Source organism: Halovibrio salipaludis (assembly GCF_002286965.1).
GTDB classification, from domain to species: domain Bacteria; phylum Pseudomonadota; class Gammaproteobacteria; order Pseudomonadales; family Oleiphilaceae; genus Halospina; species Halospina salipaludis.
In genome coordinates this window covers 721,467-746,381 of sequence record NZ_NSKD01000001.1, presented here as the reverse complement: position 1 = coordinate 746,381, position 24,915 = coordinate 721,467, and the positions used below count along the sequence as shown (strand labels likewise).

At 63.4% G+C, this 24,915-nt stretch carries 26 protein-coding genes; 14 read left to right on the top strand and 12 right to left on the bottom strand.

What is annotated here, in order from left to right:
• Positions 1-113 precede the first annotated feature (113 nt).
• Genes moaB through CK501_RS03620 form a run of 4 tightly spaced genes read left to right on the top strand, consistent with a single transcriptional unit; the run spans position 114 to position 2,628 of the window.
• On the top strand, positions 114-689 hold the full coding sequence (moaB, locus tag CK501_RS03635; RefSeq protein WP_095616341.1) for a molybdenum cofactor biosynthesis protein B: 576 nt from the start codon (positions 114-116) through the stop codon (positions 687-689).
• Complete coding sequence (locus CK501_RS03630; RefSeq protein ID WP_095616340.1) at positions 689-1,909, top strand: molybdopterin molybdotransferase MoeA; 1,221 nt, start codon at positions 689-691, stop codon at positions 1,907-1,909. The genes moaB and CK501_RS03630 overlap by 1 nt, the downstream gene beginning before the upstream one ends.
• A complete protein-coding gene (gene moaD, locus CK501_RS03625; RefSeq protein WP_095616339.1) occupies positions 1,902-2,162 on the top strand; it encodes a molybdopterin converting factor subunit 1 in 261 nt (86 codons plus the stop codon). The genes CK501_RS03630 and moaD overlap by 8 nt, the downstream gene beginning before the upstream one ends.
• A gap of 1 nt (position 2,163) precedes the next feature.
• The gene (locus CK501_RS03620) at positions 2,164-2,628 is read left to right on the top strand and encodes a molybdenum cofactor biosynthesis protein MoaE (protein ID WP_095616338.1); all 465 of its coding nucleotides are present in this window, start codon (positions 2,164-2,166) and stop codon (positions 2,626-2,628) included.
• Here the strand turns inward: CK501_RS03620 and mobA are convergent.
• Together mobA and trxA are read right to left on the bottom strand one after the other, a co-directional pair.
• On the bottom strand, positions 2,614-3,216 hold the full coding sequence (mobA, locus tag CK501_RS03615; RefSeq protein WP_095616337.1) for a molybdenum cofactor guanylyltransferase: 603 nt from the start codon (positions 3,214-3,216) through the stop codon (positions 2,614-2,616). The two genes, CK501_RS03620 and mobA, sit on opposite strands and share 15 nt — an antisense overlap.
• Positions 3,217-3,254: 38 nt before the next feature.
• Positions 3,255-3,581 carry a thioredoxin TrxA gene (gene trxA, locus CK501_RS03610; protein ID WP_077530165.1) on the bottom strand — a complete coding sequence of 109 codons (327 nt, stop codon included), beginning with the start codon at positions 3,579-3,581 and terminating at the stop codon, positions 3,255-3,257.
• Positions 3,582-3,765: 184 nt separating this feature from the next.
• On the opposite strand from trxA, the gene ppx reads away from it, so the two are divergent.
• Positions 3,766-5,280, top strand: coding sequence for an exopolyphosphatase (gene ppx / locus CK501_RS03605; protein WP_095616336.1), 1,515 nt, complete (start codon positions 3,766-3,768; stop codon positions 5,278-5,280).
• On the opposite strand, the gene CK501_RS03600 is transcribed toward ppx, so the two are convergent.
• The gene (locus CK501_RS03600) at positions 5,271-7,208 is read right to left on the bottom strand and encodes an ATP-binding cassette domain-containing protein (protein ID WP_095616335.1); all 1,938 of its coding nucleotides are present in this window, start codon (positions 7,206-7,208) and stop codon (positions 5,271-5,273) included. The genes ppx and CK501_RS03600 overlap by 10 nt on opposite strands.
• A gap of 25 nt (positions 7,209-7,233) precedes the next feature.
• On the opposite strand from CK501_RS03600, the gene CK501_RS03595 reads away from it, so the two are divergent.
• Positions 7,234-7,743: a DUF2390 domain-containing protein gene (locus CK501_RS03595; RefSeq protein ID WP_158223031.1), complete on the top strand. Its 510-nt coding sequence runs from the start codon at positions 7,234-7,236 to the stop codon at positions 7,741-7,743.
• Complete coding sequence (locus CK501_RS03590) at positions 7,740-8,474, top strand: FKBP-type peptidyl-prolyl cis-trans isomerase (RefSeq protein WP_095616333.1); 735 nt, start codon at positions 7,740-7,742, stop codon at positions 8,472-8,474. The genes CK501_RS03595 and CK501_RS03590 overlap by 4 nt, the downstream gene beginning before the upstream one ends.
• Before the next feature lie 8 nt (positions 8,475-8,482).
• Here the strand turns inward: CK501_RS03590 and rsd are convergent, their stop codons facing one another.
• Together rsd and CK501_RS03580 are read right to left on the bottom strand one after the other, a co-directional pair.
• Positions 8,483-8,956 (bottom strand): sigma D regulator, encoded by a 474-nt coding sequence (rsd, locus tag CK501_RS03585; RefSeq protein ID WP_095616332.1) that lies wholly within the window; start codon positions 8,954-8,956, stop codon positions 8,483-8,485.
• Between the two features lie 101 nt (positions 8,957-9,057).
• Positions 9,058-9,567 (bottom strand): disulfide bond formation protein B, encoded by a 510-nt coding sequence (locus tag CK501_RS03580; RefSeq protein WP_095616331.1) that lies wholly within the window; start codon positions 9,565-9,567, stop codon positions 9,058-9,060.
• A gap of 100 nt (positions 9,568-9,667) precedes the next feature.
• On the opposite strand from CK501_RS03580, the gene CK501_RS03575 reads away from it, so the two are divergent.
• A complete protein-coding gene (locus tag CK501_RS03575) occupies positions 9,668-10,153 on the top strand; it encodes a flagellar basal body-associated FliL family protein (protein ID WP_158223030.1) in 486 nt (161 codons plus the stop codon).
• On the opposite strand, the gene rmf is transcribed toward CK501_RS03575, so the two are convergent.
• The 3 genes from rmf to CK501_RS03560 all read right to left on the bottom strand — a co-directional run bounded on the left by rmf (position 10,048) and on the right by CK501_RS03560 (position 14,363).
• A complete protein-coding gene (gene rmf, locus CK501_RS17195; protein WP_095616329.1) occupies positions 10,048-10,308 on the bottom strand; it encodes a ribosome modulation factor in 261 nt (86 codons plus the stop codon). The genes CK501_RS03575 and rmf overlap by 106 nt on opposite strands.
• A gap of 154 nt (positions 10,309-10,462) precedes the next feature.
• The gene (gene gshA / locus CK501_RS03565) at positions 10,463-12,001 is read right to left on the bottom strand and encodes a glutamate--cysteine ligase (RefSeq protein ID WP_095616328.1); all 1,539 of its coding nucleotides are present in this window, start codon (positions 11,999-12,001) and stop codon (positions 10,463-10,465) included.
• Between the two features lie 13 nt (positions 12,002-12,014).
• Complete coding sequence (locus CK501_RS03560) at positions 12,015-14,363, bottom strand: Tex family protein (RefSeq protein ID WP_095616327.1); 2,349 nt, start codon at positions 14,361-14,363, stop codon at positions 12,015-12,017.
• Between the two features lie 276 nt (positions 14,364-14,639).
• Here CK501_RS03560 and CK501_RS03555 point away from each other — a divergent pair, with 276 nt between their 5' ends.
• From CK501_RS03555 to pstB, 5 genes are all read left to right on the top strand, one after another.
• Positions 14,640-15,722: a porin gene (locus CK501_RS03555; protein ID WP_158223029.1), complete on the top strand. Its 1,083-nt coding sequence runs from the start codon at positions 14,640-14,642 to the stop codon at positions 15,720-15,722.
• Positions 15,723-15,876: 154 nt separating this feature from the next.
• Positions 15,877-16,896, top strand: a complete 1,020-nt coding sequence (locus CK501_RS03550; RefSeq protein ID WP_095616325.1) for a substrate-binding domain-containing protein — start codon at positions 15,877-15,879, stop codon at positions 16,894-16,896.
• Between the two features lie 73 nt (positions 16,897-16,969).
• Entirely contained in the window at positions 16,970-18,220 is a 1,251-nt protein-coding gene (gene pstC / locus CK501_RS03545) for a phosphate ABC transporter permease subunit PstC (RefSeq protein ID WP_095616324.1), read from the top strand.
• Positions 18,221-18,232: 12 nt separating this feature from the next.
• On the top strand, positions 18,233-19,405 hold the full coding sequence (gene pstA, locus CK501_RS03540; protein ID WP_095616323.1) for a phosphate ABC transporter permease PstA: 1,173 nt from the start codon (positions 18,233-18,235) through the stop codon (positions 19,403-19,405).
• A 71-nt stretch (positions 19,406-19,476) separates the two neighbouring features.
• Positions 19,477-20,292 carry a phosphate ABC transporter ATP-binding protein PstB gene (gene pstB, locus CK501_RS03535; RefSeq protein WP_095616322.1) on the top strand — a complete coding sequence of 272 codons (816 nt, stop codon included), beginning with the start codon at positions 19,477-19,479 and terminating at the stop codon, positions 20,290-20,292.
• A gap of 17 nt (positions 20,293-20,309) precedes the next feature.
• Here the strand turns inward: pstB and CK501_RS03530 are convergent, their stop codons facing one another.
• Positions 20,310-20,597 (bottom strand): PAAR domain-containing protein, encoded by a 288-nt coding sequence (locus CK501_RS03530; RefSeq protein ID WP_095616321.1) that lies wholly within the window; start codon positions 20,595-20,597, stop codon positions 20,310-20,312.
• Positions 20,598-20,728: 131 nt separating this feature from the next.
• Between CK501_RS03530 and rep the strand changes: the two genes are divergently transcribed.
• A complete protein-coding gene (gene rep, locus CK501_RS03525) occupies positions 20,729-22,744 on the top strand; it encodes a DNA helicase Rep (protein ID WP_095616320.1) in 2,016 nt (671 codons plus the stop codon).
• Between the two features lie 72 nt (positions 22,745-22,816).
• On the opposite strand, the gene CK501_RS03520 is transcribed toward rep, so the two are convergent.
• The 3 genes from CK501_RS03520 to narL form a co-directional block, all read right to left on the bottom strand.
• Entirely contained in the window at positions 22,817-23,368 is a 552-nt protein-coding gene (locus tag CK501_RS03520; RefSeq protein WP_095616319.1) for an ankyrin repeat domain-containing protein, read from the bottom strand.
• Entirely contained in the window at positions 23,368-23,841 is a 474-nt protein-coding gene (locus CK501_RS03515; RefSeq protein WP_095616318.1) for a hypothetical protein, read from the bottom strand. Before CK501_RS03515 ends, CK501_RS03520 begins: the two co-directional genes overlap by 1 nt.
• A gap of 374 nt (positions 23,842-24,215) precedes the next feature.
• Positions 24,216-24,890: a two-component system response regulator NarL gene (narL, locus tag CK501_RS03510; RefSeq protein ID WP_095616317.1), complete on the bottom strand. Its 675-nt coding sequence runs from the start codon at positions 24,888-24,890 to the stop codon at positions 24,216-24,218.
• Positions 24,891-24,915: the final 25 nt, after the last annotated feature.

Here is a 24,915-nt window from a genome sequence, read left to right as displayed (position 1 = left end):
TTTTCCATGGCAGTGCAAAAACCCCCTCGCTTACCCCACAGGAGGCATTGGTGCAGCCCCCGGCTGCGCTTATCATGGCAGCATCAAGGAACCCTCACAGGAGACCCGACCCAATGGCCTCAGCCAGTGACTTCGCGCCCCTCAACCTTGCCATCCTGACCATCTCGGACAGCCGGGGGCCGACTGAGGACAGTTCCGGCCAGTTCCTGGTGGATGCCGCGCTGGAGGCGGGTCACACCATTGTGGCGCGGCGCCTGCTGCAGGACGACACCTGCCTGATGCGGGCCCTGATCAGCCGCTGGATCGCGGATCCGCAGATCCAGAGCGTGCTGATCACCGGCGGCACCGGCCTGCAGGAGCGTGACAGCACGCCGGAATCGCTGGGCCCGCTGTTCGAAAAGACCATCGAGGGTTTCGGCGAGGAATTCCGCCGTCTTTCCGCCCAGGAGATCGGTAACAGCACCATCCAGTCCCGGGCCCTGGCCGGGCTGGCCAACCATACGGTGATCTTCTGCATGCCGGGCTCCACCGGCGCCTGCCGCACCGCCTGGGAAGGCATCGTGCGCGACCAGCTCGACAGCCGCCACCGACCCTGCAATTTTTCGGCCCTGGTCCAGCGAAAACCCGAGCGTGACCTCAGCGGACTGGACCGCGAAATTCCCCTTGATGCCGCCCGGGGAGCGAACTGATGGCGGGCACGGACACACTGATCAGCGTGGATGAGGCCCGGACACAACTGATGAAGGCCGCCCGGGTCCTGCCCGGTACCGAGACCACGCCCCTGGATGACGCCGTCGAGCGGATCCTCGCCGAGAGCCCGGTTTCAGCGGTGCAGGTACCGCCGGCGAACAACAGCGCCGTGGACGGCTATGCCCTGCGCGCGGCGGATGCCGGAGCGGGCACACTGCCCGTCTCGCAGCGCGTACCCGCCGGGCAGGCACCCGAGCCCCTGGCGACCGGCACGGCCGCCCGCATCTTCACCGGCGCCGCCATTCCCGAAGGCGCTGATACCGTTGTCATGCAGGAGAACACCGAACCCGAAGGCGAGCGGGTCCGGCTTCTCCAGTCGCCGGGCGTCGGCCAGAACATCCGCCCCGCCGGCCAGGACATTGATACCGGCGACACCCTGATCAATGCCGGCACCCGGCTCGATCCCTGGCACCTGGGGCTGCTCGCCTCCGCCGGCCTGCCGGCGATCACCACCTTCCGACCCCTGCGCGTGGCCATCATCAGCAGCGGCGACGAACTGATTCCGCCCGGCCAGCCCCTGGCGCCGGGGCAGATCCACAACTCCAACCAGCCCATGCTGACCGCGCTGGTGCGGGCCGCCGGCTGGGAGCCTGTCCCGTTCCACACCATGGCGGATACTCTGGAGGCCACACGGGACACACTGGCTCAGGCCACGGAGCAGGCGGATGCCATCATCACCACCGGCGGGGTTTCCGTGGGGGAGGAGGATCACATCCGTGATGCCATCCGGGCGCTGGGCGAGCTGGACCTGTGGCGCATGGCTATCAAACCCGGAAAACCTCTGGCGTTCGGCCATATCAACGAAACCCCCGTCCTCGGGCTGCCCGGCAACCCGGCGGCGGTCCTGGTAACCTTTCTGGTACTGGGCCGACCCTTCCTGCGCGCCTGTCAGGGAGAGGACGGCGAGCTCATGCCCCGCCCCTGCACCATGCCCGCGGGGTTCTCGGTGGAACGCCCCCAGAGCCGGCGCGAGTTCCAGCGGGTGCGCTGTCGCTCCATCGAGGGCCGCACCTGGCTCGAATCAGCACCAACCCAGAGTTCGGGCGTCCTCAGCAGTGCCTGCTGGTCGCACGGGCTGGCCATCATTCCGGAGCACCAGACCCTGGAAGTCGGTGATCCAGTCTCCTTCCTGCCGTTTTCGGAGCTTCTCCATGGCTGAATCCAGTATTGCAATCCGCTTCTTTGCCAGTCTGCGCGAACGCCTCGGGATCGGCGAGGAAAAGCTGCCCGCCGACGGCATCACCTGTGTCCGTGATATCCGCGAGCAGCTTCAGCAGCGCGGCGACGAATGGGCCGAGCTGCTGGACGACGACTGTGTGCTCATGGCCGTGAACCAGGCCATGGCACGGGAGGAAACGCCGGTGAATCCGGGGGATGAGGTGGCCTTCTTCCCACCGGTCACCGGAGGCTGAAATGATCCGCATCCAGAGCGAAGCACTGGCAACCGAGCCGGTTCTGGCCGGGCTGGAAGACGATGCCCCGGCGGTCGGCGCGGTCTGCAGCTTCACGGGCCTTGCCCGCGACCTTGGGGACCAGAGCGGGGTCCAGAGTCTCTTCCTGGAGCACTACCCCGGCATGACCGAAACCGCCATCCAGGGGGTGGTGGACGAGGCCGCCCGGCGCTGGCGCATTCACCGCACCGAGGTCGTGCACCGTGTGGGAGAGATCCAGGCCGGAGAACGGATTGTCTTTGTGGGGGTCAGCAGCCGCCACCGCCAGGATGCCTTTGAGGCCTGCCAGTTCATCATGGACTACCTGAAAACCCGCGCACCTTTCTGGAAGAAGGAAATCACCGCGGCGGGTAACGGCGACTGGGTGGAGCAGAAGGCCAGTGACCGCGAGGCGGCCCGGCGCTGGTCGGATTCAGACGGTCTCTGAGCGCGCCTCGCTGCTGAGCCGTGCCTGGTCCCCGGGCTCGTTCACGTTCAGGAACCCTTCCACCATGGCGCTGCAGTCCATCCATTCGGCGTCCAGCTGTTCCGCCAGTTCCAGGGCCCGGCGTTCGCCACGACTGAGATAGCGCTCAACCCGGCCCAGCAGCGCTACCGGGTAGTAGCCATGCAGCGGGTGCCGCCGCTCACCGGTGTCCGAGAGACAGGGAATGGCCGGACGCCGCCGCGCCGCCTCCAGGATCTGGACCGCCCATATGGGCGGGAGCCGTGGCGTATCACAGGGCGTCACAACCACACCCTGGAATCCACGCATACGCGCCCACCGGAGCCCTTCCACCAGCCCCGCCAGGGGGCCGGCTTCGGCAAAGGCGTTATCCGGCAGAATGGTATCCGCCCACTGCCCGTGAGCATCGGCATTGCGGTTGGCACTGACGGCCACCGCGGAGGTCACCGGAGACAGCACGTCGGCCAGGTGAGCCGCATAGGAACGACCGTCCAAGCGCAGAAGCCCCTTGTCTTCTCCGCCCATCCGTTCACCGCGCCCTCCGGCGAGAATCAGTCCACCAACCACCATAGTGCATCACAGCGCCCCGGCAGACCGGGGCGAAAACGTTACAGGTTGCTGTCGAGGAAAGCCGTCAGCTGGGACTTGGACAGTGCACCCACCTTGGTGGCGTCCACATCGCCGTTCTTGAACAGCATCAGGGTCGGGATCCCCCGGATGTTGAAGCGCGGCGGCGTCTGCTGGTTCTCGTCGATGTTGAGCTTGGCGATCTTGAGCTTGCCCTCGTACTCGTCCGCAATCTCTTCGAGAACCGGATGGATCATCTTGCAGGGCCCGCACCATTCCGCCCAGTAGTCCACAAGAACCGGTACGTCCGACTTGAGAACTTCGTCTTCGAAGGTGCCGTCGGTCACGCTCACAATGTTGTCGCTCATCGCCCTACTTCCAAATTGCTGCTGTGTGAATGGGAATTTGCCCGCCGTAACCGGCTGTCACCGGGACACGCGAGGATCCCCTCTGTTACATGGGCCGCTCCGCGGGTTAGTATCCGAATCAGATACCAGCCCTGAACACGGCGCTGTTCAGAATATATGGGCTTTCAGCAGGATTTCAAGACAGGTGACTTCCCCGCACAGTTCCCAGGACGCCCCCCGGCTGCTGGCCGCCGTGGACCTTGGCTCCAACAGCTTCCACATGGTCGTGGCCCAGGCGGTGCACGGCGAGATCCGCACCATTGAGAAAATGGGCGAGAAGGTCCAGCTCGGTGCCGGGCTGGACCGCGACAACTACCTCTCCGCCGAGGCCAGGGAACGCGGCCTGGCCTGCCTGCAGCGCTTCGCCCAGCGCATCCGCAGCATGAACGCGGAATCGGTCCGGGTGGTGGGCACCAACGCCCTGCGTGCCGCCCGTAACGCGGACCACTTCATCCAGTCGGCCGAGGAGACCCTGGGCTGCCCGGTGGAGATCGTGGCCGGGCGCGAGGAAGCCCGCCTCATCTACCTGGGGGTCTCCCACACCCTCGCGGATGACGCCGGCCCCCGACTGGTCATCGACATCGGCGGCGGCAGCACCGAGTTCATCATCGGCGAACGCTTCGAGGCACGCGAAACGGAAAGCCTGCACATGGGCTGCGTGTCCTTCCGCAACAACTACTTCCCGGACGGCAAGATCTCGCGCAAGCGCATGGACAGAGCCATCACCCACGCCCGCCAGGAGCTGCTCAACATCCAGCAGCGTTTCCGCCAGAGGGGCTGGCACAACTGCGTGGGGTCCTCCGGCTCCATCAAGGCCATCATCGGGGTGGTCAATGAGCTGAACCTCAGCCGCGAGGGGGTTACCTGGGAGTCCATGAAGTCACTGCGCAAGCGGCTGATCGACATCGGGCGCACGGAAAAGCTCGATACCCTCGGGGTACGCGAGGACAGGCGCAGCATTTTCCCGGCCGGCTTCGCCATACTCTACGCCGCCTTTGAGTCGCTGGGCATCGAGTCCATGAGCTTCGCCGACGGCGCCCTGCGTGAAGGGGTGCTCTACGATCTGCTGGGCCGGGACAACCATGAGGACGTGCGCGAACGCACCATCCAGGCTCTTCAGGGGCGCTATTCCGTGGACCTTGATCATGCGGCGGCGGTGGAGGCCACTGCCACGCGGGCGCTGGAGCAGGTCGGCCCGGACTGGGGACTCGGGAACAGCGACTACCGTAACCTGCTGTGCTGGGCCTGCCGGGTGCATGAGATCGGGCTGGCCATCAGCCATACCCAGTACCACAAGCATGGCGCCTATCTGATGACCCACTCGGACCTGCCGGGTTTCTCGCAGGACGACCAGCGGGCGCTGGCAACCCTGGTGCGCACCCACAGGCGCAAGTTCAACAACGCGCTGTTCGAACACCTCTACCCGGACGAGATCCAGCCGATCAAACGGCTTGCGGTGATGCTGCGGCTTGCGGTGCTCTTCCAGCACGGGCGTGCCGGCGCCGCGCCGCCACCATTCAGCCTCAGCGCCAAAGGGGCACGGATCACCCTTTCACTGCCGGCTGACTGGCTGGAGGCGCACCCGCTGACACGGGCCGACCTGATGAGCGAGCGGGAGCGGGTCAAACAGGCCGATGTCGACCTGGTGATTCAGGAGTAGGCGTCCGCCTCCAGTGACTCCAGGGACTCGCTGGCCTCCACCCAGGCCGCCTCGGCCTCGGATTCACGGCGTGCCAGCTCCGCCTGGCGGTCCAGGAGCTGCTTCAGTTCGTCCTTGCGCTCGGCCTCATACAGGCCGGTATCGCCGAGCGCCTCTTCCACCTCGGATTTCTCCTTCGCAAGGCGTTCCAGCTCCTTCTCACAGCGCTCGACCTCCTTTTTCAGCGGCGCCATCTTCTGGCGCTGCTCGGCGGCGGCTTTCCTGCGCGCCTGGCGCTCGGCTGCGCTTTCTTTGGCTGCCGGCTGAGGAGCGGCATCCCGGGCACCTGAAGACTTTCCGTCCCCGCCGGAAGCCCGTTCACCGCCTTCGGCAAGCCAGCGTTCGTACTCGTCCAGGTCGCCGTCGAACTCGGTGACGGTACCGTCCGCCACGCGCCAGAAGGTGTCCACCGTGTTGCGCAGCAGGTGGCGATCGTGGGAGACCAGCACCATGGCACCGCTGAACGACTGCAGCGCCATGGTCAGGGCCTGGCGCATCTCCAGGTCCAGGTGGTTGGTGGGCTCGTCCAGGAAGAGCACATTGGGCTTCTGCCAGGCGATGATGGCCAGTGCCAGACGGGCCTTCTCACCCCCGGAGCAGTTGCGGATGCTCGCCAGGGCATCATCCCCGCGGAAACCAAAGCCGCCCAGGAACTTGCGGATGGACTGATCCGACGCCTCGGGCGTCAGCCGCTGCAGGTGCTGGAATGGGCTGGCGTCCAGATCCAGTTCATCCAGCTGATGCTGGGCAAAATAACCCGGCCGGAAATGTTCCCCGGTAACACGTTCGCCACTGAGCAGCGGTGTGGCCCCGCGCAGCATGCTGATCAGCGTGGACTTGCCCGCGCCATTGACCCCGAGAAGACCGATACGGCTGCCCGGCAGCAGGTGCAGGTGAATGCCACTGAGCAGCGGCGCGCCGTCATAGCCCACGGCACCGCCCCGCACGGTCAGCAGTGGATTGGAGACCTTGTCCGCCTCCGGGAAGCGGAATTCGAACTGGGAATCCACGTGCGCCGGTGCGATGGTTTCCATGCGTTCCAGCGCCTTGATGCGGCTCTGGGCCTGCTTCGCCTTGCTGGCCTGGGCCCGGAAGCGGTCGATAAAGGACTGGATTTCGGCAACCCGCTTCTGCTGCTTTTCATACTCCGCCTGCTGGCGTGCCAGCCGTTCCGCCCGCTGGCGTTCAAAGGCGTGGTAGTTGCCCACGTAATAGAACAGCTTGCAGTGTTCAAAGTGGATGACATGGGTTGCCACCCGGTCCATGAAATCGCGGTCGTGGGAGATGAACAGCAGCGTGCCCTGGTACTGCTTGAGCCAGCCTTCCAGCCAGTAGCAGGCTTCAATGTCCAGGTGGTTGGTGGGCTCGTCCAGCAACAGCAGATCCGAAGGCACCATCAGTGCCTGGGCCAGGTTCAGCCGGATGCGCCAGCCGCCGGAGAAGCTGTCCACCGGGCGGTCCATGTCATCATCCGTAAAGGCCAGCCCCCGCAGCAGGGCCTCCGCCTGGCGCGGGGCGTCCCAGGCCTTGAGATTGTCCAGTTCACCATGGACACGGACCATCTCGTTTTCGTCGCCACTGGCCTCGGCCCGGGCCAGACGTTCCTCAAGCTGCCGCAGCTCGGCGTGGCCATCCAGCACAAAGTCCCGTGCCGTGCGCTGGCTGCCACCCACCTCCTGGGCCATGTGGGCGATGCGGCAGCCGCCGGGGACCTGGATCTCGCCGTTTTCCGGTGCCAGTTCCCCCAGGATCATTTGAAAGAGACTGGACTTGCCGGCACCATTGCCACCAATGAGGGCAACCCGCTGCCCGGGCTGAATGGTGGCGGAGCAGTCCTCAAGCAGCCACTGGCCGCCGCGCTGAAGTGTCAGGTTATTGAATGCGATCATGGCGGCATTCTACAGGAAAGACCCCATGCCACGGCAGGAGCCCCCCGACAATCTGTCACTGGACAATCCACTCTGGCAGTACGTGCTGACCCTATGGCGTCACGACGGATTCGCATACCAGTGCCTTGAGGCCCAGAACCAGGGTCTGGCGGTGACCCCACTCCTGGTGGCGCTGTTCTGTGCCGCCCGCCGTCGCCAAGCCCCGCAAACCGAGCCCGAGGGCATCCACCAGTGGCGCACCGATGTCACCGCCGACCTGCGCGCCCTGCGGATGAATCTGCCCAGGGGCAATGACACCACGGCCCCACTGCGCGACACCGTCAAGCAGGCGGAGCTGAAGGCCGAACAGGTGGAGCTGGCCTGGTGGTGGCAGCGCCTCGTGGATGACGGATCCGTCACGCAGTCGGGCCTTTCGCGCACGGCCCTGGCCCGCCATAATCTGGGCAGCCTCCTCCCGGGGCTCGACCCGGCCACTGCCGCATCGCTGGTTGAACTGTGGGGGGAGATCAAGGAAGCCAACGGAGAACCATCATGACGCGACGCACTTCCCTCGCGCTGCAACGCAGCACCATCGCCGGCGCCTGCCTGATGCTGGCGGTCGGCTGCAGTGCCGAATCCGATGTAAGCCTGGAGTCCGAGGACCAGCGGCTCGGTTATGCCATGGGCAAGCTTTTTGCCGACCGCATCCAGCAGGATATGCAGGACCTCAACAGCGATGCCTTCATGGCCGGTGTCCGTGACAGTATGAAAGGCAACGAGCCCCGGCTCTCCGACGAGCAGATCCAGAAGGCCGTCAGCAACTACCAGAAGCGCCTGCAGGATGAAGCCACCGGCAACACCTCCGGCCAGCAGAGCAAGAGCAGCGGCGGCGGCGATGCCGAGGAGAACCTGGCCGCCTCCAGAGCGTTTCTGGAGAAGAACCGCCAGCGGGATGGTGTGAAGACCACCGACTCGGGGCTCCAGTACGAAGTGATCGAGGAAGGGGATGGTGAGTCACCGGCCGAGGACGATCGTGTCACGGTCCACTATACCGGCGAACTGATCGACGGCACCGTCTTCGACAGCTCCCGGGAACGCGGCGAGCCCGCCACTTTCGGCCTGCAGCAGGTCATCCCGGGCTGGACGGAAGGGCTCCAGCTGATGAACGAGGGCGACCGCTATCGGTTCTACATTCCACCGCAACTGGCCTATGGCGAGAATGGCCCGCCCTCGATCGGCCCCAACCAGGCACTGATCTTTGACGTGGAGCTGATCGAGGTCCAGTAGGGGCCAGGTCAGGCCACCTGATCGGCATGCGCGTTATGGAGGTTCTCGATCAGCAGATCCTCCAGCTCGAAACGCTCCTCCATGATCTCACCGAGGCGTGAGACACGGGCGTACATCGCGCGCATGTCCTCTTCGCTCTTCTCACTCACCTCAAGCAGGTCGTTGAAGGCCAGCATCTCCTGGGTGGTTTTGCTGATCTTCGGATAGACCCGGTTGGCCACCTCGATACCGCCGTCATCGAACTCCCGGGCCTCGTTCATGAGCTGCTCGTAGACCTCGAAATGACCAGCGGACACATAATCCAGAAGCTGTTCACACAGCGATGACAGCTGTTCGTGAAGCCGCCCGGTCTGGCTGAAATCCGGGTTGTTGCTGAGCCCACAGTACTGGACGATCAGCTGCTGGCGCGCCTGCAGCCAGCGGTCTACCAGCTCAGTGACACCGCCCCACCGCTCCCGGGCATTCCGGCAGTCTTCCAGCATAGTCCCCTCCCATCAAAGGATCAGGTGTTTCCGGAACCCTGTCAGGTTCCCTTAATGTTGTTCTTCAACACCATGTGCGCTTTCAAATTACCGGAACATCGTCAGTCCAGCAACCCGTGCCGCCGCCCTTTGCCAACCACCAGCAGGCCGACTCCCGCCAGCGCGGCAAGCGCGAAAAGCACAAAACTCCAGCCGGGAATGCTCAGCCCCAGGAACTGCCACTGGATCTCCGCACAGCTGCCGTCGCCCTCCAGTGCCATCCGGACCACCTCCGTGAGCGGGAAGGTCTCACGCAGGTAATCATAGCCCGGGCCACAGGGCGGCACTTGATCGGCGGGCAGGCTCTGGAGCCAGAGCTGGCGCCCGGCCAGTCCCAGGCCGGCCAGCGCCGGGACCACCATCAACCCACCGCCCAGGCGCACCCCCGGGCCGGAGGGGCCAATCAGGGCCGCCAGCAGCGCCACCACCCCTACCCCCACAAAGGCCATGCGCTGGAGCATGCACAGCGGGCAGGGTTCCAGGCCCATCACGTGCTCCATGTAAAGCGCCACCCCCAGCACCGCCACACAGGCCAGTGCAATCAGAGTGAAAACAATCCGGTTGAATCGCATGCCTACTCCTGTGACGTTCCTTCGGGCCGGATGCACAACCGCACCCGGCCGCCTACAATGGGGTGTAAGTTATCACCCACAATCACGGACAGCATCCTTCATGCGTCAATTCACCCTGTTACTGCTGGCTCTCACCGCACCCCTCGCACTCGCCGCGGGTGGCGGAGGCGATGACGGCCCACCATCCACCTACCTGGAACTGTCGCCCGCCTTCGTAGTCAACATCGGGGACCCGGATCAGGCGGGCAGTTACGCCAAGGCAAAAGTGACGCTGCGTTTCCATGAGGCACAGGCGCGTAAAAAGGCTGAAGCGCACACGCCCTGGCTACGCCATGAGGTGGTGATGCTGATAAGTGACCGGTCGGTGGATGAGCTGCGCAGTGCGGAGGGCCAGGACACGCTGCGCTCGGATATCCGCAACGCGGTAAACGAACGGCTTGTCAGTGAGATCCCGGCCCTGAAGCAGAAACCTGAAGAGGCTCAGGCCGATAGTGAAGAAAATAACGGGTCCAGTGAGGATGAGCCATTGCCCTCCGGCCCGGTACGGGAAGTGCTGTTGCCCGGTTTCATCGTGCAGGCCAGGTGACCATCCTCCCAGCCCGCCTCCCACGCGGCGCGGATCACATCCGTCCAGTAGGGGCAGCGTGACGGCTCCATGTGAACGGACGCCGCCATATAGCCATGGTCATAGGCCTTGTTCAGCGATTCCAGGTCCCAGCCCAGCTCCCCACTCCTGGCCATGACCCTGTTCCTCCGGATGCGGTTTCGGCCACCGATAACGTTCCGTTACCTTCTGCAACAGACGGTAACAGCCGGGTCAGTGTCCAACAACTGAACATTCAAGAACTGTGCGCCACTGCCACCCTCAGGGCGGACAGCGTTCACAGGGCAGCCCTCATTCCGCCAGATAGCGGGCCAGAAAGGTCTCGAAGTCCTCGCTCTCGGCGTCCTCCACCGCTTTCTGCTCCGCCAGTGACTGGCGGGCCTGTTCGGCCAGGTGTGCATCCCAGTCATCCGTAGCCTGAGCGCGGACCTGCGCCTGCTGCGCGGAGGCCTTTGCCAGCCCCCAGTCCACCAGCTCCCGGCCCTCACCCAGCTCACTGAGCAGACGGCCCGAGGGTGTCTGGGCGGGGTCGTCCAGCCGGGCCCGCATGGTGGCCAGAACCGCCTGGTAGCGCTCAGCCCCCGGCAGCACCGCCGCCAGCTCCCCCATTTGATCCAGGATCCGGTGCCCTGCCTGCGCCAGCGGTTCCGCACCTGCACCGAAACAGAACCGGGCATCCGGATCACGCCCGTGACGGACCACGTCCTGGAAGGCGTTGTCCAGGCTTTCACATTCATTGTCGTCGATCAGCGGGCTGTCGCTGACCAGGCAATGCAGAAGGAACAGGTCCATGAAGTCCAGCTGGTCCTCGTTAACCCCCACCGCCGAGAACGGATCGAGGTCGAGGCAGCGCACCTCCACGTATTCCACGCCCCGTTGCTGAAGGGCATGCAGCGGTTTCTCGCCGGATTCGGTGGTACGCTTGGGACGGATGGCGCTGTAGTACTCGTTCTCGATCTGCAGCACACTGTCATTGATCTGGATGCGTTCGCCATCCCGGAACAGGCCGATCTCCTGATACGGAGGCCAGGTCGTGTGGATGGCGTTTTCCAGGGTATCAGTGTAGGTCTCCAGCCGGTTGAAACAGATGTCCAGCGAGGATTGAGCCTGGTTGTTGTAGCCCAGATCGCTCATGCGCAGGGAAGTCGCACCCTGCTGGAAGAGGGTGCGGTCACCGAGTGGCGCCAGGCCGGAACGGCTGCCGTTCATGAAACTGGTGTCCAGCGCCGGCGAGGCGCCGAACAGGTACATCAGCAGCCAGCTCTGGCGGCGGAAATTGCGGATCAGCCAGAAGTACTGCTGGGTGCGGAAGTCCGCCAGCGGCCCCGGGTCGCCCAGCTGCTGCTGCCACTGCCGCCAGAATGCATCCGGCAGCGAGAAGTTGTAGTGGGTGCCGGCAATGCTCTGCATGATGCGCCCGTAGCGCCAGGCCAGACCACGGCGATAGACGGTCTTGAGCATGCCGATGTTGGAGGTGCCGTACTGTGCGATGGGGATGCTCTGCTCGCCATCCAGCCGGCAGGGCATGCTCAGGGGCCAGAGGGCTTCTTCTCCCAGATGGCGGTGAACATAGGCATGGATGCCCTCGATGGCCGCCATCAGTTCAGCGGTGGACTCACAGACAGGCGTGACCAGCTCCAGCAGGGACTCGGAATAGTCCGTGGTGATCGCCGGATTGGTGAGAGCGGAACCCAGAGCTTCCGGATGCGGTGTCCGCGCGATGGCCCCCTCCGGATCCACCCGCAGCCCCTCCTTCTCCAGCCCCTTGCGGAATCCCGGCCAGTCACCGCCGGCAATCGACTCCAGGGCCCTGAAACGGCGTTCCCCCATGCAATACTCCCGGTTAATGCTGTTTGTCGGACTGGCGGGCGCGGGCAAAGGCATCCGCCATGGCGCCACCGGCTTCCGGCTTCTTCGGTTTCGACCCGCGACCGCCGGAGCTGTTACGCGGCCCTTTCCCGGCGGGTTCACCCTTGCCGGCATTTTTCGGCTTGGCGCTGCCCTGGGTGGCCTGCCCGGGCTCATCACCCATGCGCATGGTCAGCTCAATGCGCTTGCGGTCCTGGTCCACGGACAGCACTTTCACGGTCACCACGTCCCCGGCACGCACCACATCCCGCGGGTCCTTAACGAACTCGTTGGACAGCGCGGAGATGTGCACCAGCCCATCCTGGTGGACGCCGATGTCCACGAAGGCCCCGAAGTGGGTCACATTGGTCACGTTGCCTTCCAGCTTCATGCCGGGCTCCAGGTCCGCCAGCGTCTCCACGCCCTCGCGGAACTGCGCGTATTCGAACTCCGGGCGCGGATCCCGACCAGGCTTCTCCAGCTCATTCAGGATGTCGCGGACCGTGGGCTCACCAAAGCGCTCATCCGCGAGTCTGGCAGGGTCCTGACTGCGGGTGAATGCGTGATCACCGATAATCGCGCCCAGGGAACGGCCCTCCTTCTTCGCCAGGGCCTCAACGAAGCCGTAGGCCTCCGGGTGCACCGCCGAGGCGTCCAGAGGGTTCTCTCCATCCATGATGCGCAGGAAACCGGCAGCCTGTTCGAAGGTCTTTTCCCCCAGCCGGCTGACCTCCATCAGTTCCCGGCGGCTGCGGAACATGCCCTTCTGTTCGCGGTGGCGGATGATGTTCTCCGCAATGCCCGTGTTCAGCCCCGCCACCCGGGTCAGCAGCGGCACGGACGCGGTGTTGAGGTCCACACCCACGGCGTTCACACAGTCCTCGATCACCGCGTCCAGGGTGCGCGCCAGCTGTACCTGGGAGACATCGTGCTGGTACTGGCCCACGCCAATGGACTTGGGCTCAATCTTGACCAGCTCTGCAAGAGGATCCTGCAGGCGCCGGGCAATGGAGACCGCGCCCCGGATGGTCACGTCCAGGTCCGGCAGCTCCCGGGAGGCGTACTCGGATGCCGAGTAGACCGAGGCTCCGGCTTCGTTGACCATGACCCGGGTCACGCCCAGCTCCGGATAGCGTTTGATGAGATCCCCGACCAGCCGGTCCGTCTCCCGTGAAGCGGTGCCGTTTCCGATGGCGATCAGCCCCACACCGTGCTGGCGGCACCAGCCGGCGAGCTGCTCGATGGACTGGTCCCACTGGTTCCGGGGCGCGTGCGGGTGAATGCTCCCCTGATCGAGAAATCGGCCGGTGCCGTCCACGATCGCCACCTTCACCCCGGTGCGCAGCCCCGGGTCCAGGCCGATGGTCGCCGTCTTGCCCGCGGGCGCGGCCATGAGCAGGTCCTTGAGGTTGCTGGCGAACACCTGGATGGCCTCGGATTCCGCCCGCTCACGCAGGCTGCCCATGAGGTCGGTTTCCAGGTGGGTGCTGAGCTTGACCCGCCAGGTCCAGCGCACCACCTCGCCCAGCCAGCGGTCCGCCGGGCGTTCCCTGTTCTGGATGCCCCAGTGCGAGGCAATCATGCCCTCGGCCGGATGCGGCGCGCGGCTGTCCGCCTCCGGGTCGCCCACCTCGATGCTGTACTGCAGAACGCCCTCGTTGCGGCCCCGGAAGATGGCCAGGGCGCGGTGTGAGGGCACTTTCTTCAGCGGTTCCCGGTGATCGAAGTAATCCCGGAAGCGCGCGCCTTCCTCTTCCTTGCCACTGACCACCTGCACCCGCAGCTGGCCGTCCTGCCACAGGAAGTCACGCAGGCGCGCCAGCAGGTCCGCGTCCTCGGCAAAACGCTCCATCAGGATGTAACGGGCGCCATCCAGCGCCGCCTTCGCATCCTCAATACCCGCCTCAGTGTTGAGGTAGTTGCCGGCCAGCACTTCCGGATCCTGACCCGGGTCATCAAAAAGCGCATCCGCCAGCGGTTCCAGCCCCGCCTCCCGGGCGATCTGGCCCTTGGTTCGGCGCTTGGGCTTGTAGGGCAGGTAGAGATCCTCCAGCCGGCCCTTGGTGTCCGCCGTATTGAGGCTGGCCAGCAGTTCGTCGGTCAGCTGGCCCTGCTCCCGGATGGTCTCAATGATGGTGGCGCGCCTGTCCTCCATCTCCCGGCGGTAACGCAACCGCTCATCGAGCTGGCGCAGCTGGCTGTCATCCAGCGAACCGGTGATTTCCTTGCGGTAACGGGCGATGAAGGGAACCGTCGCGCCCTCGTCCAGCAGGGCCACGGTGGCATCCACCTGGCGCTGGCTGATGCCCAGTTCATTGGCAATGGCCTGATTGATTGAGCTCATGGGGAACCGTATCCGGTGGGTTTGAAGTCCGGTGGCCATTATAGCGATGCGGGCACTCAGGTACAGGTCCCACAAATCCCTTCCGGAACGGAGCAATTCCTTTCCTCAATGTCACGAAAGTGTCATACCCTCTCCATAGACTCGTCGCCAGACGCTCGCGGGAAGCCCGCAGGGCAACGGTTTACTTCCATTAGAAAGTTTTGATGGAACCCAATGACAGACATTCAGAGCTGGATCACAATTAATCTGGCATTACGCAAACCAAAGGCGCACACCATGACCAGAAAACAACTTCTCTCCGCCGCCATCGCCGCGACCCTGGCCGCCCCAGGCGCCCAGGCCCTGGAGTTCACCGCGGATGAAGGGCTCAGCCTGGCGGAGAACACCACCTTCAACCTCTACGGCACCGTGGAGCCCAAGGTGATCTCCGAAAAGAACGAAGACGGAGACGCCTCCACGGAGCTGGATGATGAGGACTCCACTCTTGGCTTTGCTTTCGAGACCCGTGTAAGCAACGCTGTGACCGCCTTTGGTCAGCTTGAGTTGGAATACAGCAGTGACGACAACAGCGACGGCTTCGACAGCCAGGACAGCGCCTTCCTCGGCGTGAAGGGCGACTTCGGCAAGGTCCAGGCCGGCAACTTCGACAGCGTCTATGAGGACCTGATCATCGATGCCACGGAAGTCGCCGAGGACGCCGAGATCTCCGACGAGGCCTTCGCCGGCGAGAACAACCAGATCGCCTACTACAGCCCGGACTGGAATGGCTTCAGCTTCCGCACCCAGGCGCGGATCCAGGGGCGTGATGAAGGCCCCGGCAGCGAGGACAGCAACGAGGTAGGTCTCTCCATCGCCGGTGGGTACACCGGAAATAACTGGGGGCTGTATGCCGGCTATGATGACCGTGCGGCGGATACAACCGGTGAGGTCTACAACGCCAACGGAGAGCAACTCTACGTTGATAATGATGGCAACATCACCACAAACGACGATTTCGATGCACTGACCGCTTATGACAGTGAAAATACCTACGGTATAGCCGGCGTCTACGGCATCGGCCAGTTCGAGTTCGGCGCCAAGTACTCAATCCAGGAGAACGCGGAGAACGCTCCCGCCGGCGACGAGACCACCTTCACCGCCCTGCGCGGCACCTTCACCCAGGGCCGTACCGAATTCTACGGCGCCGCCCAGCGGGTTTCCCCGGATGACGAAACCACCGTCAAGGAACGTGACGAGTTCACCCTGGGCGTTTCACACAAACTCTACGAGCCGCTGAGCCTGTGGGCGGAAGCCGGCTGGTACGACAAAGAGAACGACGCAGACGATAACGTCATGGTCGGCGCCATCTACAGCTTCTGATCCCCACCGGAAGCCGCTTCGGCCCCCAGCCGGGGCGGTTTCCAAGACGGGTCCCATCCGGACCTTTTCTTTCACCGTTGTCATAAAACTGTCACACACCCCCCGTAGACTCGTTGATGTAACGATGAGGTGGGTCAACCTGAGGAGTGTATCCATGAAGACCTGGAAGAAATCCGCCATCGCCATGGCGGCGCTGATGAGCGCCAGCACGGTCTCGGTCGCCCAGGAGCGCGATCAGATCCGGATCGTGGGCTCCAGCACCGTCTACCCCTTTGCCAGCTATGTGGTTGAGGAATTCGGCGCAACGTCCAGAAATCCCACCCCCACCATCGAGTCCACCGGCTCCGGTGGCGGCCTCCGGCTCTTCTGCGAGGGCATCGGCGCCGGCACGCCGGACATCACCAACGCCTCCCGGCGGATGAAGCCCAGCGAGTTCGACCGCTGCCAGGAGAACGGCGTTGAGAACATCACCGAGGCCATGATCGGCTCCGATGGCATTGTCTTTGCGCAGAGCGCGGAGAACGACGACCTCAACCTGACCCGCGAACAGGTCCTGCTGGCCGTGGCCGCTGAGGTGCCAAAGAACGGTGACCTGGTCGAGAACCCCTATGACAACTGGAGCGACATCGATTCCAGCCTGCCGGACCGCGAGATCGAGATCCTGGGTCCACCGACCACTTCCGGTACACGGGATGCCTTCGAGGAACTGGTGATGGCATCGGTCAGCGAGGAAGCCGGCTACCCCGGTGAGTACACCGACGTACGCTCTGACGGCGCCTATGTGGACTCCGGCGAGAATGACAACCTGATCATCAAGCGCATCCAGGAGAACCGCAGCGCCTTCGGCATTTTCGGCTACGGCTTCCTGGAGGAGAACCGCGACAGTGTGAAGGCCGCCAGCATCGATGGCGTGGAACCCACCACGGAGAATATCTCCACGGAAACCTACCCTGTGGCCCGCAGCCTCTGGTTCTACATCAAGAAGGCCCACGAGGGCGATGTGGTCTCCGGCATCGATGGCTACGTCAGTCTCTTCATGGATGATCTGATGATCGGCCCGGATGGTCTGCTGGTCGAGGAAGGTCTGATTCCGCTGCCTGAAAAGGCCCGTCGCAAGTGGCAGGAGCGTGTCGCTGAGCGGGTCAACCTCAAGCGCAGCGATCTGACGAAGTAACCGAGAAGCCCTTCCCGGCTGCTCCGCCCATGGCGGTCAGCCGGGTTTTTCTTTGCAGAAAAGGGAGGCAACAGTGAGCGTAGGTGAAACCACGCTGATCCTGCTCGCGGGGCTGATCCCGCTGGGCTACGCCGGCTTCTTCCTGGGCCGGCGCAAGGCAATGGCAACCCAGGCCGACGGCACACGGCTGCATTCAAGGCCGCAGCAGTATGGCTGGTACTCAGTGGTCTCCATGGCGGTGCCCGCCATCGGGGTGGCCTTTGCCGCTTCCCTGCTCAATCTTCTCGGCTGGATCGCCCTGCCCTCGGAGCTGGTGCTCGCCATGACGCTGATCACGGCGGCAGCCGGTTTCGCTTACGGGCTCATGGCTATCCGGCCGACCCTGCGCGCCCGCAACACCCTCGACCGGCTGATCCGCTGGCTCCTGCTGGGCGCGGCCCTGATTTCCATCATGACCACCCTCGCCATTGTCCTGTCGGTCATCTTCGAGGCCATGCGCTTCTTCCGGGAAGTGAGCGTCTGGGAGTTCATCACCGGAACGGTCTGGTCACCGGGCGACTCCTTCCTGGAAGCAGCGGGTCGCGGCGATGAGGTCAGCGAGGGCGGAGGCGGCGTGTTCGGCTCGGTCCCGCTGTTCGCGGGCACCTTCATGGTCACCGCCATCGCCATGGCCGTGGCGCTGCCCATCGGGCTGCTGTCGGCCATCTTCATGTCCGAGTATGCCTCCCTGAAGACCCGGGGCGTGGTCAAGCCGATCCTTGAGACCCTCGCCGGCATCCCGACGGTGGTCTACGGCTTCTTCGCCGCCATCACGGTTACACCCATTGTCGTGGACATTGCCGGATTCTTCGGCCTGGACGCCTCGTACAGCAACATCCTGTCGCCCGGCATCGTCATGGGCATCATGATCATTCCCTTCATCTCGTCACTGTCGGATGACGTGATCAACAGCATTCCCCAGAGCCTGCGTGAGGGCGCCTTTGCCCTGGGCACCACCCGATCGGAAACCATCCGCAATGTGGTGGTGCCGGCGGCCCTTCCGGGCGTGATCTCGGCGTTCCTGCTGGGCGTCTCGCGGGCGCTGGGGGAGACCATGATCGTGGTCATGGCGGCCGGTGTGCGCCCCAACCTGACCTGGAACCCGCTGGAGGACATGACAACGGTGACCGTGAACATCGTCTACTCCCTGACCGGGGACCAGTCCTTCGACAGCCCGCAGACGCTGTCCGCGTTCGCGCTGGGGCTGGTGCTGTTCATTGTGACCCTGACGCTGAACATCATCTCCACAGTGATGGTGCGGCGCTTCAAGCAACAATACGACTGAGCGAACCAAGACATGAGCACGCGCAGACTGACCGGCTCCGCCAACGACCCGCACATCCGCCGCCGCTACCGCGCCGAGAAGCGCTTCAAGGCGTACTGCATTGGTGCGGTGGGGATCGCGTTCGCCATCATCGTGGCGTTCTTTACCGACATCATCAGCCAAGGGTACACGGCCTTCTGGCAGCACCAGGTCCAGGTGACCCTGGAGTACAACGACCGCTCAGCCCGCCTGGGCCAGTTCGCGCTGGACAGTGACATGCGGGACATCGCTTCCCGTGGCGCGACCCGCTCCATTCCCCTGGAGATGGAGGATAACCCGGACCTGATGGGCACCACCGACCAGCGCTGGGTGCCGGTCAAGGCCGAGATCGACCAGTACCTGAAACACGGCCATGACCTGCCGGCGGAACTCCGCCAACAGGTGGATGCCCTGGCTGACAGCGGCCGTATCCAGAGCGCATTCAACACCCGCTTCTTCACGACCGGCGATTCCAAGTTGCCGGAACTGGCGGGCATCTTTTCGGCGGCGGTGGGCACACTCTATGTGCTTGGCATCACCCTGGTGTTCGCCTTTCCCATTGGCGTCATGTCCGCCGTTTACCTGGAGGAGTTCGCCCCGGACAACAAGCTGACCCAGACCATCGAGGTCAACATCAACAATCTGGCGGCGGTGCCGTCGATCATCTTCGGCCTGCTGGGTCTGGCGCTTTTCATCAACTTCTTCGGCGTGCCCCGCTCCTCGGCCCTGGCCGGTGGCCTGACCCTGGGGCTGATGACGCTGCCCATCATCATCATCAGCACCCGGGCGGCGCTGCGGGCGGTGCCGGACCCGATCCGCCAGGGCGCCTTCGCCATGGGCTGCTCCCGCTGGCAGGTAGTGCGCGACCACGTGCTGCCCTCCTCGCTGCCGGGGATCCTGACCGGCACCATCATCGGGCTGGCCCAGGCCATGGGCGAGACCGCGCCGCTGATCATCGTGGGCATGATCGCCTATATTCCGGAGGCGCCTTCCGGCATCTTCGAGTCCGCTACGGTGCTGCCGGCGCAGGTCTTCACCTGGGCCTCGGAGCCCCAACAGGCCTATGTGGAGAAAACCGCCGCCGGCATCATGGTGCTGCTGGCGGTGCTTCTGACCCTCAACGCCACGGCCGTCTTTCTAAGGCGCAAATTCGAGCGCCGCTGGTAGCGCTATACGAGGTGCGTATGTACTCTGAAGCCACAACCGAATCCCCAGAAACCACGGAATCAGTAACCGCTATGACCACCGGGCAGACCGACACCAGTACCCAGGCCCAGACGGCCGGCACCGCCGAAAAGAACGTGAAGGTAAAGGCCGAGAATGTACGCCTGTGGTATGGCCAGACCCAGGCACTGCACGACCTCAACCTCGACATCCACGAGAACGAGGTGACGGCTCTGATCGGCCCGTCCGGCTGCGGCAAGAGTTCGTTCCTGCGCTGCCTCAACCGCATGAACGACCTGATTCCGAGTGTCCGGATCGAGGGCCAGATCACGCTGGACGGCGAGGACATCTACCACCCGGATGTGGACGTGGTCCAGCTGCGCAGCAACGTGGGGATGGTCTTCCAGAAGCCGAACCCCTTCCCCAAGAGCATCTACGAGAACATCGCCTACGCCCCGCGGCTGCACGGCATCGTGAACAGCCGCCGGGATCTGGACGAGCTGGTGGAGCACTCACTCAAGCGCGCCGGGCTCTGGCGGGAAGTCTCGGACCGGCTGCAGACGCCGGGCACAGCCCTTTCGGGTGGCCAGCAGCAGCGCCTGTGCATCGCCCGGGCCATTGCTGTGAACCCGGAAGTCATTCTGATGGACGAGCCGGCCTCCTCACTGGACCCGCTGGCCACGGCCACCATCGAGGAACTGATTGACGAGCTGAAGGACCGCTACACCATCGCCATCGTCACCCACAATCTGCAGCAGGCTGCCCGCGTGGCCGGCTACACCGCCTTCTTCCACATGGGCGAGATCGTGGAGTTCAATGACACGGATACCCTGTTCACCAACCCGCGTGAGCAGAAGACCGAGGACTACATCACCGGTCGGTACGGCTGAGGCTGGCGGTACCAGCCTCAGCCGATCAGCACGGTCGGGTTGCCGACCACCAGCTTGCCGCCGTGGGCTGTGGCGCAGCCCAGGGTGGCGGCCGGTCGGCCATTGATGAAAACGGTGGGCGAGCCCTCGCTGACGGTATCCGGAGGCCCCACACAGACGGCCCTATCCCCCTGCCGCACGGCCGGGCGACCCCCGATCAGCACATTCGGTGATCCTTCCACGGCGGGGCCGCCCACATGGGGCTTGGGGCCATCAAACTGGGGGCAGACGTGAAAATCGCCGAGGGTAGCTGCGGGTTTGCCCATATTGCTCTCCTTGCTGCTTGCTTTTTGCTCCTTGCCCCATTCCGGGCCCAAGGATTTAATCACGGCTGCCTGCACCAATCAAGCAACACCTTCTCAATGCTACACTACGTCTCCAATCAGGAGGACAGCCCGTGGCCGATCTCAACCCCCGCCAACGCGAAGCCGTTAAGTACCTGGACGGCCCGCTTCTGGTACTCGCCGGCGCCGGCAGTGGCAAGACCAGCGTGATCACGCGCAAGATCGCCCACCTGATCGAGTACGCGGGCTACCCGGGCCGCCACATCGCCGCCGTGACCTTCACCAACAAGGCGGCGCGGGAGATGAAGGAGCGTGTGGGCAAGCTGGTGGATCGCCGCGCGGCGCGCGGGCTGACGGTGGCCACCTTCCATAATCTGGGGCTGACCATCCTGCGTGAGGAACACGACGCGGTGGGCTATCACCCCGGCTTCTCAATCTTCGACGCCGAGGATGCGCGTGCGCTGTTGCGCGACCTTCTGGCCGAACACGCCGCGGACACCGGTCTCGAAATCGGTGACCTGCAGGCGACGATTTCCAGCTGGAAGAACGCCATGCTGCTGCCGGACCAGGCGCTGAGCCGGGCCAATGACGCCCGCGAGGAACGCTTCGCGGTCATCTACCAGCATTACGCGGACTACCTGAAGGCCTACAACGCCCTGGACTTCGACGACCTGATCCTGCTGCCCGTATTGCTGTTCCGCAATCACGAGGAGGTGCTTCAGAAGTGGCAGCGCCGCATCCGCTACCTGCTGGTGGATGAGTACCAGGACACCAACCTGAGCCAGTATGAACTGGTGCGCATGCTGGTGGGCCATCGCCAGGGCCTGACCGTGGTGGGCGACGACGACCAGTCCATCTACGCCTGGCGCGGCGCGCGGCCGGAGAACCTGGCCCAGCTCAAGGAGGACTTCCCGTCACTGAAGATCGTCAAGCTGGAGCAGAACTACCGCTCCATGCGGCGCATCCTGAGCACCGCCAACACCGTCATCGCCAACAACCCGCACGTATTCGACAAGGCCCTGTGGAGCGAACTGGGCGTGGGCGACCCCATCCGCGTTCTGCGCTGCCGCAATGAGGAGGGCGAAGCCGAACGCATCGCCTCCGAGATCCTGGACCAGCGACTCCGGAGCCGCTCGGAATACCGGGATTTCGCCGTTCTTTACCGGGGCAACCACCAGTCGAAGCTGCTGGAGATCAAGCTCCAGGCCTACCAGGTTCCCTACAAGATCTCCGGGGGCACCTCCTTCTTCGCGCGCAACGAGATCAAGGACGCCATGGCGTACCTGCGTCTGCTCACCAACCCGGACGACGACGTGGCCTTCCTGCGCGTGGTCAACGTGCCCCGCCGCGAGATCGGCCCACGCACCCTTGAGCAGCTCACCGGCTACGCCCGCCAGCGCGGCATGAGCTTGGTCCGCGCCCTGGATGAGGTCGGCGCCGAAAGCCACATCCAGGGCCGTGCGCTGGAGAAGCTGCGGCGCTTCACCCACTTCCTGCACGACACCCGCCGACAGCTCGAAACCGGCGACGACACCCTGGGCGTGATCCGCCGGATGTTCACGGATGTGGAATACGAGGAGTGGCTGCACCAGAACGCCTCCAGCGCCAAGCAGGCCCAGAAGCGTATGGAGAACGTCTGGTACCTGCTGGACTCCATCGAACAGATGGAGCCGAACGAGGACGACGGCGAGACGGAGCAGACACTGGAGGAAGCGGTCAGCCGGCTGGTGCTTCGCGACATCCTGGACCGCCAGGAGGAAGAGGACGACAGCGACCGGGTCCAGCTGATGACGCTGCATGCCTCCAAGGGGCTGGAATTCCCGAACGTCTTCATCATGGGGCTGGAGGAGGAGCTTCTGCCGCACCGCAGCAGCATTGAATCCGAGACCATTGAGGAGGAGCGGCGGCTGATGTACGTGGGCATCACCCGTGCCCAACGCTGCCTGACCCTGACCTACGCCGGCCAGCGCAAGCAGTACGGTGAGGTCATCGAGCCTATTCCCAGCCGCTTCCTGGATGAGATGCCGGATGAGCACGTGGAGCGCGAGGGCGACTCGGACAAGGACCCCGAGGCCAACCAGCGCCGGGGCCGCGCCACCCTGTCCGCCCTCATGGACGACCTCTCATGAGGTCTCGGTGTAGCCTTGATACCCCCGGGACCGCAAAGTAACATCCCGCCTTCGTTGAGAGGGCAGCGTCATTCAATGCTCTCTTGATACCCGGGATTCGAACACCTCAATGATCGCCTGAAACTCCCTATCATTATCCGTGCTCCGAAAATGACGGGCTAATTCCAGTGGCGTCATGCCATCAAATCTGTCGCTTTCCGCATCGGGATCAGCGCCCTGATCCAGTAAAAACCGGGCTCGCTCTGGATCATTGTAGAGAACGCTCAGATGCAGAGGGGTTGCATCGGAGTCTTCATCGCCGTATTGATTGGGTTCATCAACGTCCAGTCCATTCTCTATAAGAAACCTGGCGATCTTGTACTTCCGTTCATCCTTCATATTCAGAACAGGATCAAGCCCACCGTAACGAAGTTCCTTTATATCCGACTCCGAGGATCTGAATAGACGCATGTGGGTTTCGCAGACCGAAGCTGGAATCCGTATTCCCCCTTCCCCGGCGCTGCATAACACCAATGTGGACATAGACATGCTTGACAGGACATACGCGACCAAAGCCAGTGTCAGAACAATGCTGATTGCAGAAACTCCTACGAACCACTTGACCACAGGATTCTTCATATCCATCACCCCACCACCTTGATCAAGCCCTGGCGAGGTACTGTATAGGCGAAAAATGCACTGGTCTTCAACTCACGCTCAGAGGCCAACAGTATCCTGAGCTCACTTTTAAACTGGGTGGCAAGGTGATCCACGACGAACTGGTAGACCCGCACATTCTGTAAGTCACTGGCCGATGCATGCTTAAACCACTGCTTGGACGCTTTCTTGGCGAAGCTCTTCAGAAGTTTGACAGCGCCTTTTGTAGGATTCGCAGCGCTTCGAAATAATTTCTCCAAATAGCCAATGGAATAGGACGCATCAATTGCCTCAACGAGTAGTCCTTGCGCATAGCCACGAGCCTTCTCATCCATCTCCAGTCTATCGATCAAGTTTTTTTCAGCATCAGTGAATATGAAGTAAAGCACCGTCCTTGCCTCTTCTCCATCAAGTAAGATCTCATCAGAATCGAAGCTCTTCAGGTGTTTGCGTGTTCTCACAGGGTTCCCTCCTACTGTTCCAGCTTCCATCGTGCATGTTTTACGAACTCAAGCTATCCAAACCATCCATACATCTCTATAACGACGGCAATCATCTCCCTGGGTTAGGACGTCATCACTACGTTTGATTTCATATAGATTCGACCAGCAAAAAATTGGACGATACGAATGAACGTAACAAAACGAGGAAAAGGGGCTGGCAAGGATGATGAAGCAGACATGCGTATCGGCCAATTTCCTTATTGGTTTCGCGCAAGCTCCAGATTAAATATCGCTGTTTGCGCACCGTACCGGAAGTGTCCCACTAAAGACCTCCCCCATCAACATTTGAGAGACCATCATCACATCACCAAAGTGGGTCAATCGACGACCTCTCATGAGCTTTCGGCGTAGCCCTCATGCACCGCCCAGACGGCAGCTTCCACGCGGGAGCGCAGCCCGAGTTTCTTGAGCAGGTGCTTCACATGCACCTTGACGGTGCCCTCGCTGATGTCCAGCCGCCGGGCCACCATCTTGTTGGAGAGCCCTTCCGCGATGTGGCGCAGGATGTCCTTCTCACGCGGGGTCAGGCTGGCGTAGTCCGGTCCCTCCGCCTCCGGCGTGTGCTGATGGCGCAGGGCATCGGCAAGCAGGGTCGTGAGCCGGTCGCTGATCACCAGCTTGCCCACGGCGGCCTGATGCAGCCGGCTCATCAGGTCCTCGGGTTCCATATCCTTGAGCAGGTAACCATCAGCACCCGCGCGCAACGCCGCAACCACGTCATCCTCGGCATCCGAGACAGTGAAAATCACAATCCGGCCCGGGAAACCGTCCTCCCGCAGCTTACGCAGCGTCTCATGGCCATCCGTTCCCGGCATGTTCAGATCGAGCAGAATCAGGTCCGGGTCCAGCTCCCCGGCAAGGCGCACCCCCTCCTTTGAGCTGCTGGCTTCCCCGGCCAGGGTCATGCTGTCCTCCATTTCCAGCAGCTGGGTAATGCCCCGGCGCAGCAGGGGGTGGTCATCAATCAGAAGAATCCGCGCCGGCGCTTTATCGTCTGTCTGGGTCATAACATCATCCCGTTACTGTTCTGTG

What these genes read in the sequence shown, in the direction of transcription:
- moaB (WP_095616341.1), top strand. Translation starts at nt 114, where the DNA reads ATGGCCTCAGCCAGTGACTTCGCGCCCCTCAACCTTGCCATCCTGACC.
- CK501_RS03630 (WP_095616340.1), top strand. Translation starts at nt 689, where the DNA reads ATGGCGGGCACGGACACACTGATCAGCGTGGATGAGGCCCGGACACAA.
- moaD (WP_095616339.1), top strand. Translation starts at nt 1,902, where the DNA reads ATGGCTGAATCCAGTATTGCAATCCGCTTCTTTGCCAGTCTGCGCGAA.
- CK501_RS03620 (WP_095616338.1), top strand. Translation starts at nt 2,164, where the DNA reads ATGATCCGCATCCAGAGCGAAGCACTGGCAACCGAGCCGGTTCTGGCC.
- mobA (WP_095616337.1), bottom strand. Translation starts at nt 3,216, where the DNA reads ATGGTGGTTGGTGGACTGATTCTCGCCGGAGGGCGCGGTGAACGGATG.
- trxA (WP_077530165.1), bottom strand. Translation starts at nt 3,581, where the DNA reads ATGAGCGACAACATTGTGAGCGTGACCGACGGCACCTTCGAAGACGAA.
- CK501_RS03600 (WP_095616335.1), bottom strand. Translation starts at nt 7,208, where the DNA reads ATGATCGCATTCAATAACCTGACACTTCAGCGCGGCGGCCAGTGGCTG.
- CK501_RS03595 (WP_158223031.1), top strand. Translation starts at nt 7,234, where the DNA reads ATGCCACGGCAGGAGCCCCCCGACAATCTGTCACTGGACAATCCACTC.
- CK501_RS03590 (WP_095616333.1), top strand. Translation starts at nt 7,740, where the DNA reads ATGACGCGACGCACTTCCCTCGCGCTGCAACGCAGCACCATCGCCGGC.
- rsd (WP_095616332.1), bottom strand. Translation starts at nt 8,956, where the DNA reads ATGCTGGAAGACTGCCGGAATGCCCGGGAGCGGTGGGGCGGTGTCACT.
- CK501_RS03580 (WP_095616331.1), bottom strand. Translation starts at nt 9,567, where the DNA reads ATGCGATTCAACCGGATTGTTTTCACTCTGATTGCACTGGCCTGTGTG.
- CK501_RS03575 (WP_158223030.1), top strand. Translation starts at nt 9,668, where the DNA reads ATGCGTCAATTCACCCTGTTACTGCTGGCTCTCACCGCACCCCTCGCA.
- rmf (WP_095616329.1), bottom strand. Translation starts at nt 10,308, where the DNA reads ATGGCCAGGAGTGGGGAGCTGGGCTGGGACCTGGAATCGCTGAACAAG.
- gshA (WP_095616328.1), bottom strand. Translation starts at nt 12,001, where the DNA reads ATGGGGGAACGCCGTTTCAGGGCCCTGGAGTCGATTGCCGGCGGTGAC.
- CK501_RS03560 (WP_095616327.1), bottom strand. Translation starts at nt 14,363, where the DNA reads ATGAGCTCAATCAATCAGGCCATTGCCAATGAACTGGGCATCAGCCAG.
- CK501_RS03555 (WP_158223029.1), top strand. Translation starts at nt 14,640, where the DNA reads ATGACCAGAAAACAACTTCTCTCCGCCGCCATCGCCGCGACCCTGGCC.
- CK501_RS03550 (WP_095616325.1), top strand. Translation starts at nt 15,877, where the DNA reads ATGAAGACCTGGAAGAAATCCGCCATCGCCATGGCGGCGCTGATGAGC.
- pstA (WP_095616323.1), top strand. Translation starts at nt 18,233, where the DNA reads ATGAGCACGCGCAGACTGACCGGCTCCGCCAACGACCCGCACATCCGC.
- pstB (WP_095616322.1), top strand. Translation starts at nt 19,477, where the DNA reads ATGACCACCGGGCAGACCGACACCAGTACCCAGGCCCAGACGGCCGGC.
- CK501_RS03530 (WP_095616321.1), bottom strand. Translation starts at nt 20,597, where the DNA reads ATGGGCAAACCCGCAGCTACCCTCGGCGATTTTCACGTCTGCCCCCAG.
- CK501_RS03520 (WP_095616319.1), bottom strand. Translation starts at nt 23,368, where the DNA reads ATGGATATGAAGAATCCTGTGGTCAAGTGGTTCGTAGGAGTTTCTGCA.
- narL (WP_095616317.1), bottom strand. Translation starts at nt 24,890, where the DNA reads ATGACCCAGACAGACGATAAAGCGCCGGCGCGGATTCTTCTGATTGAT.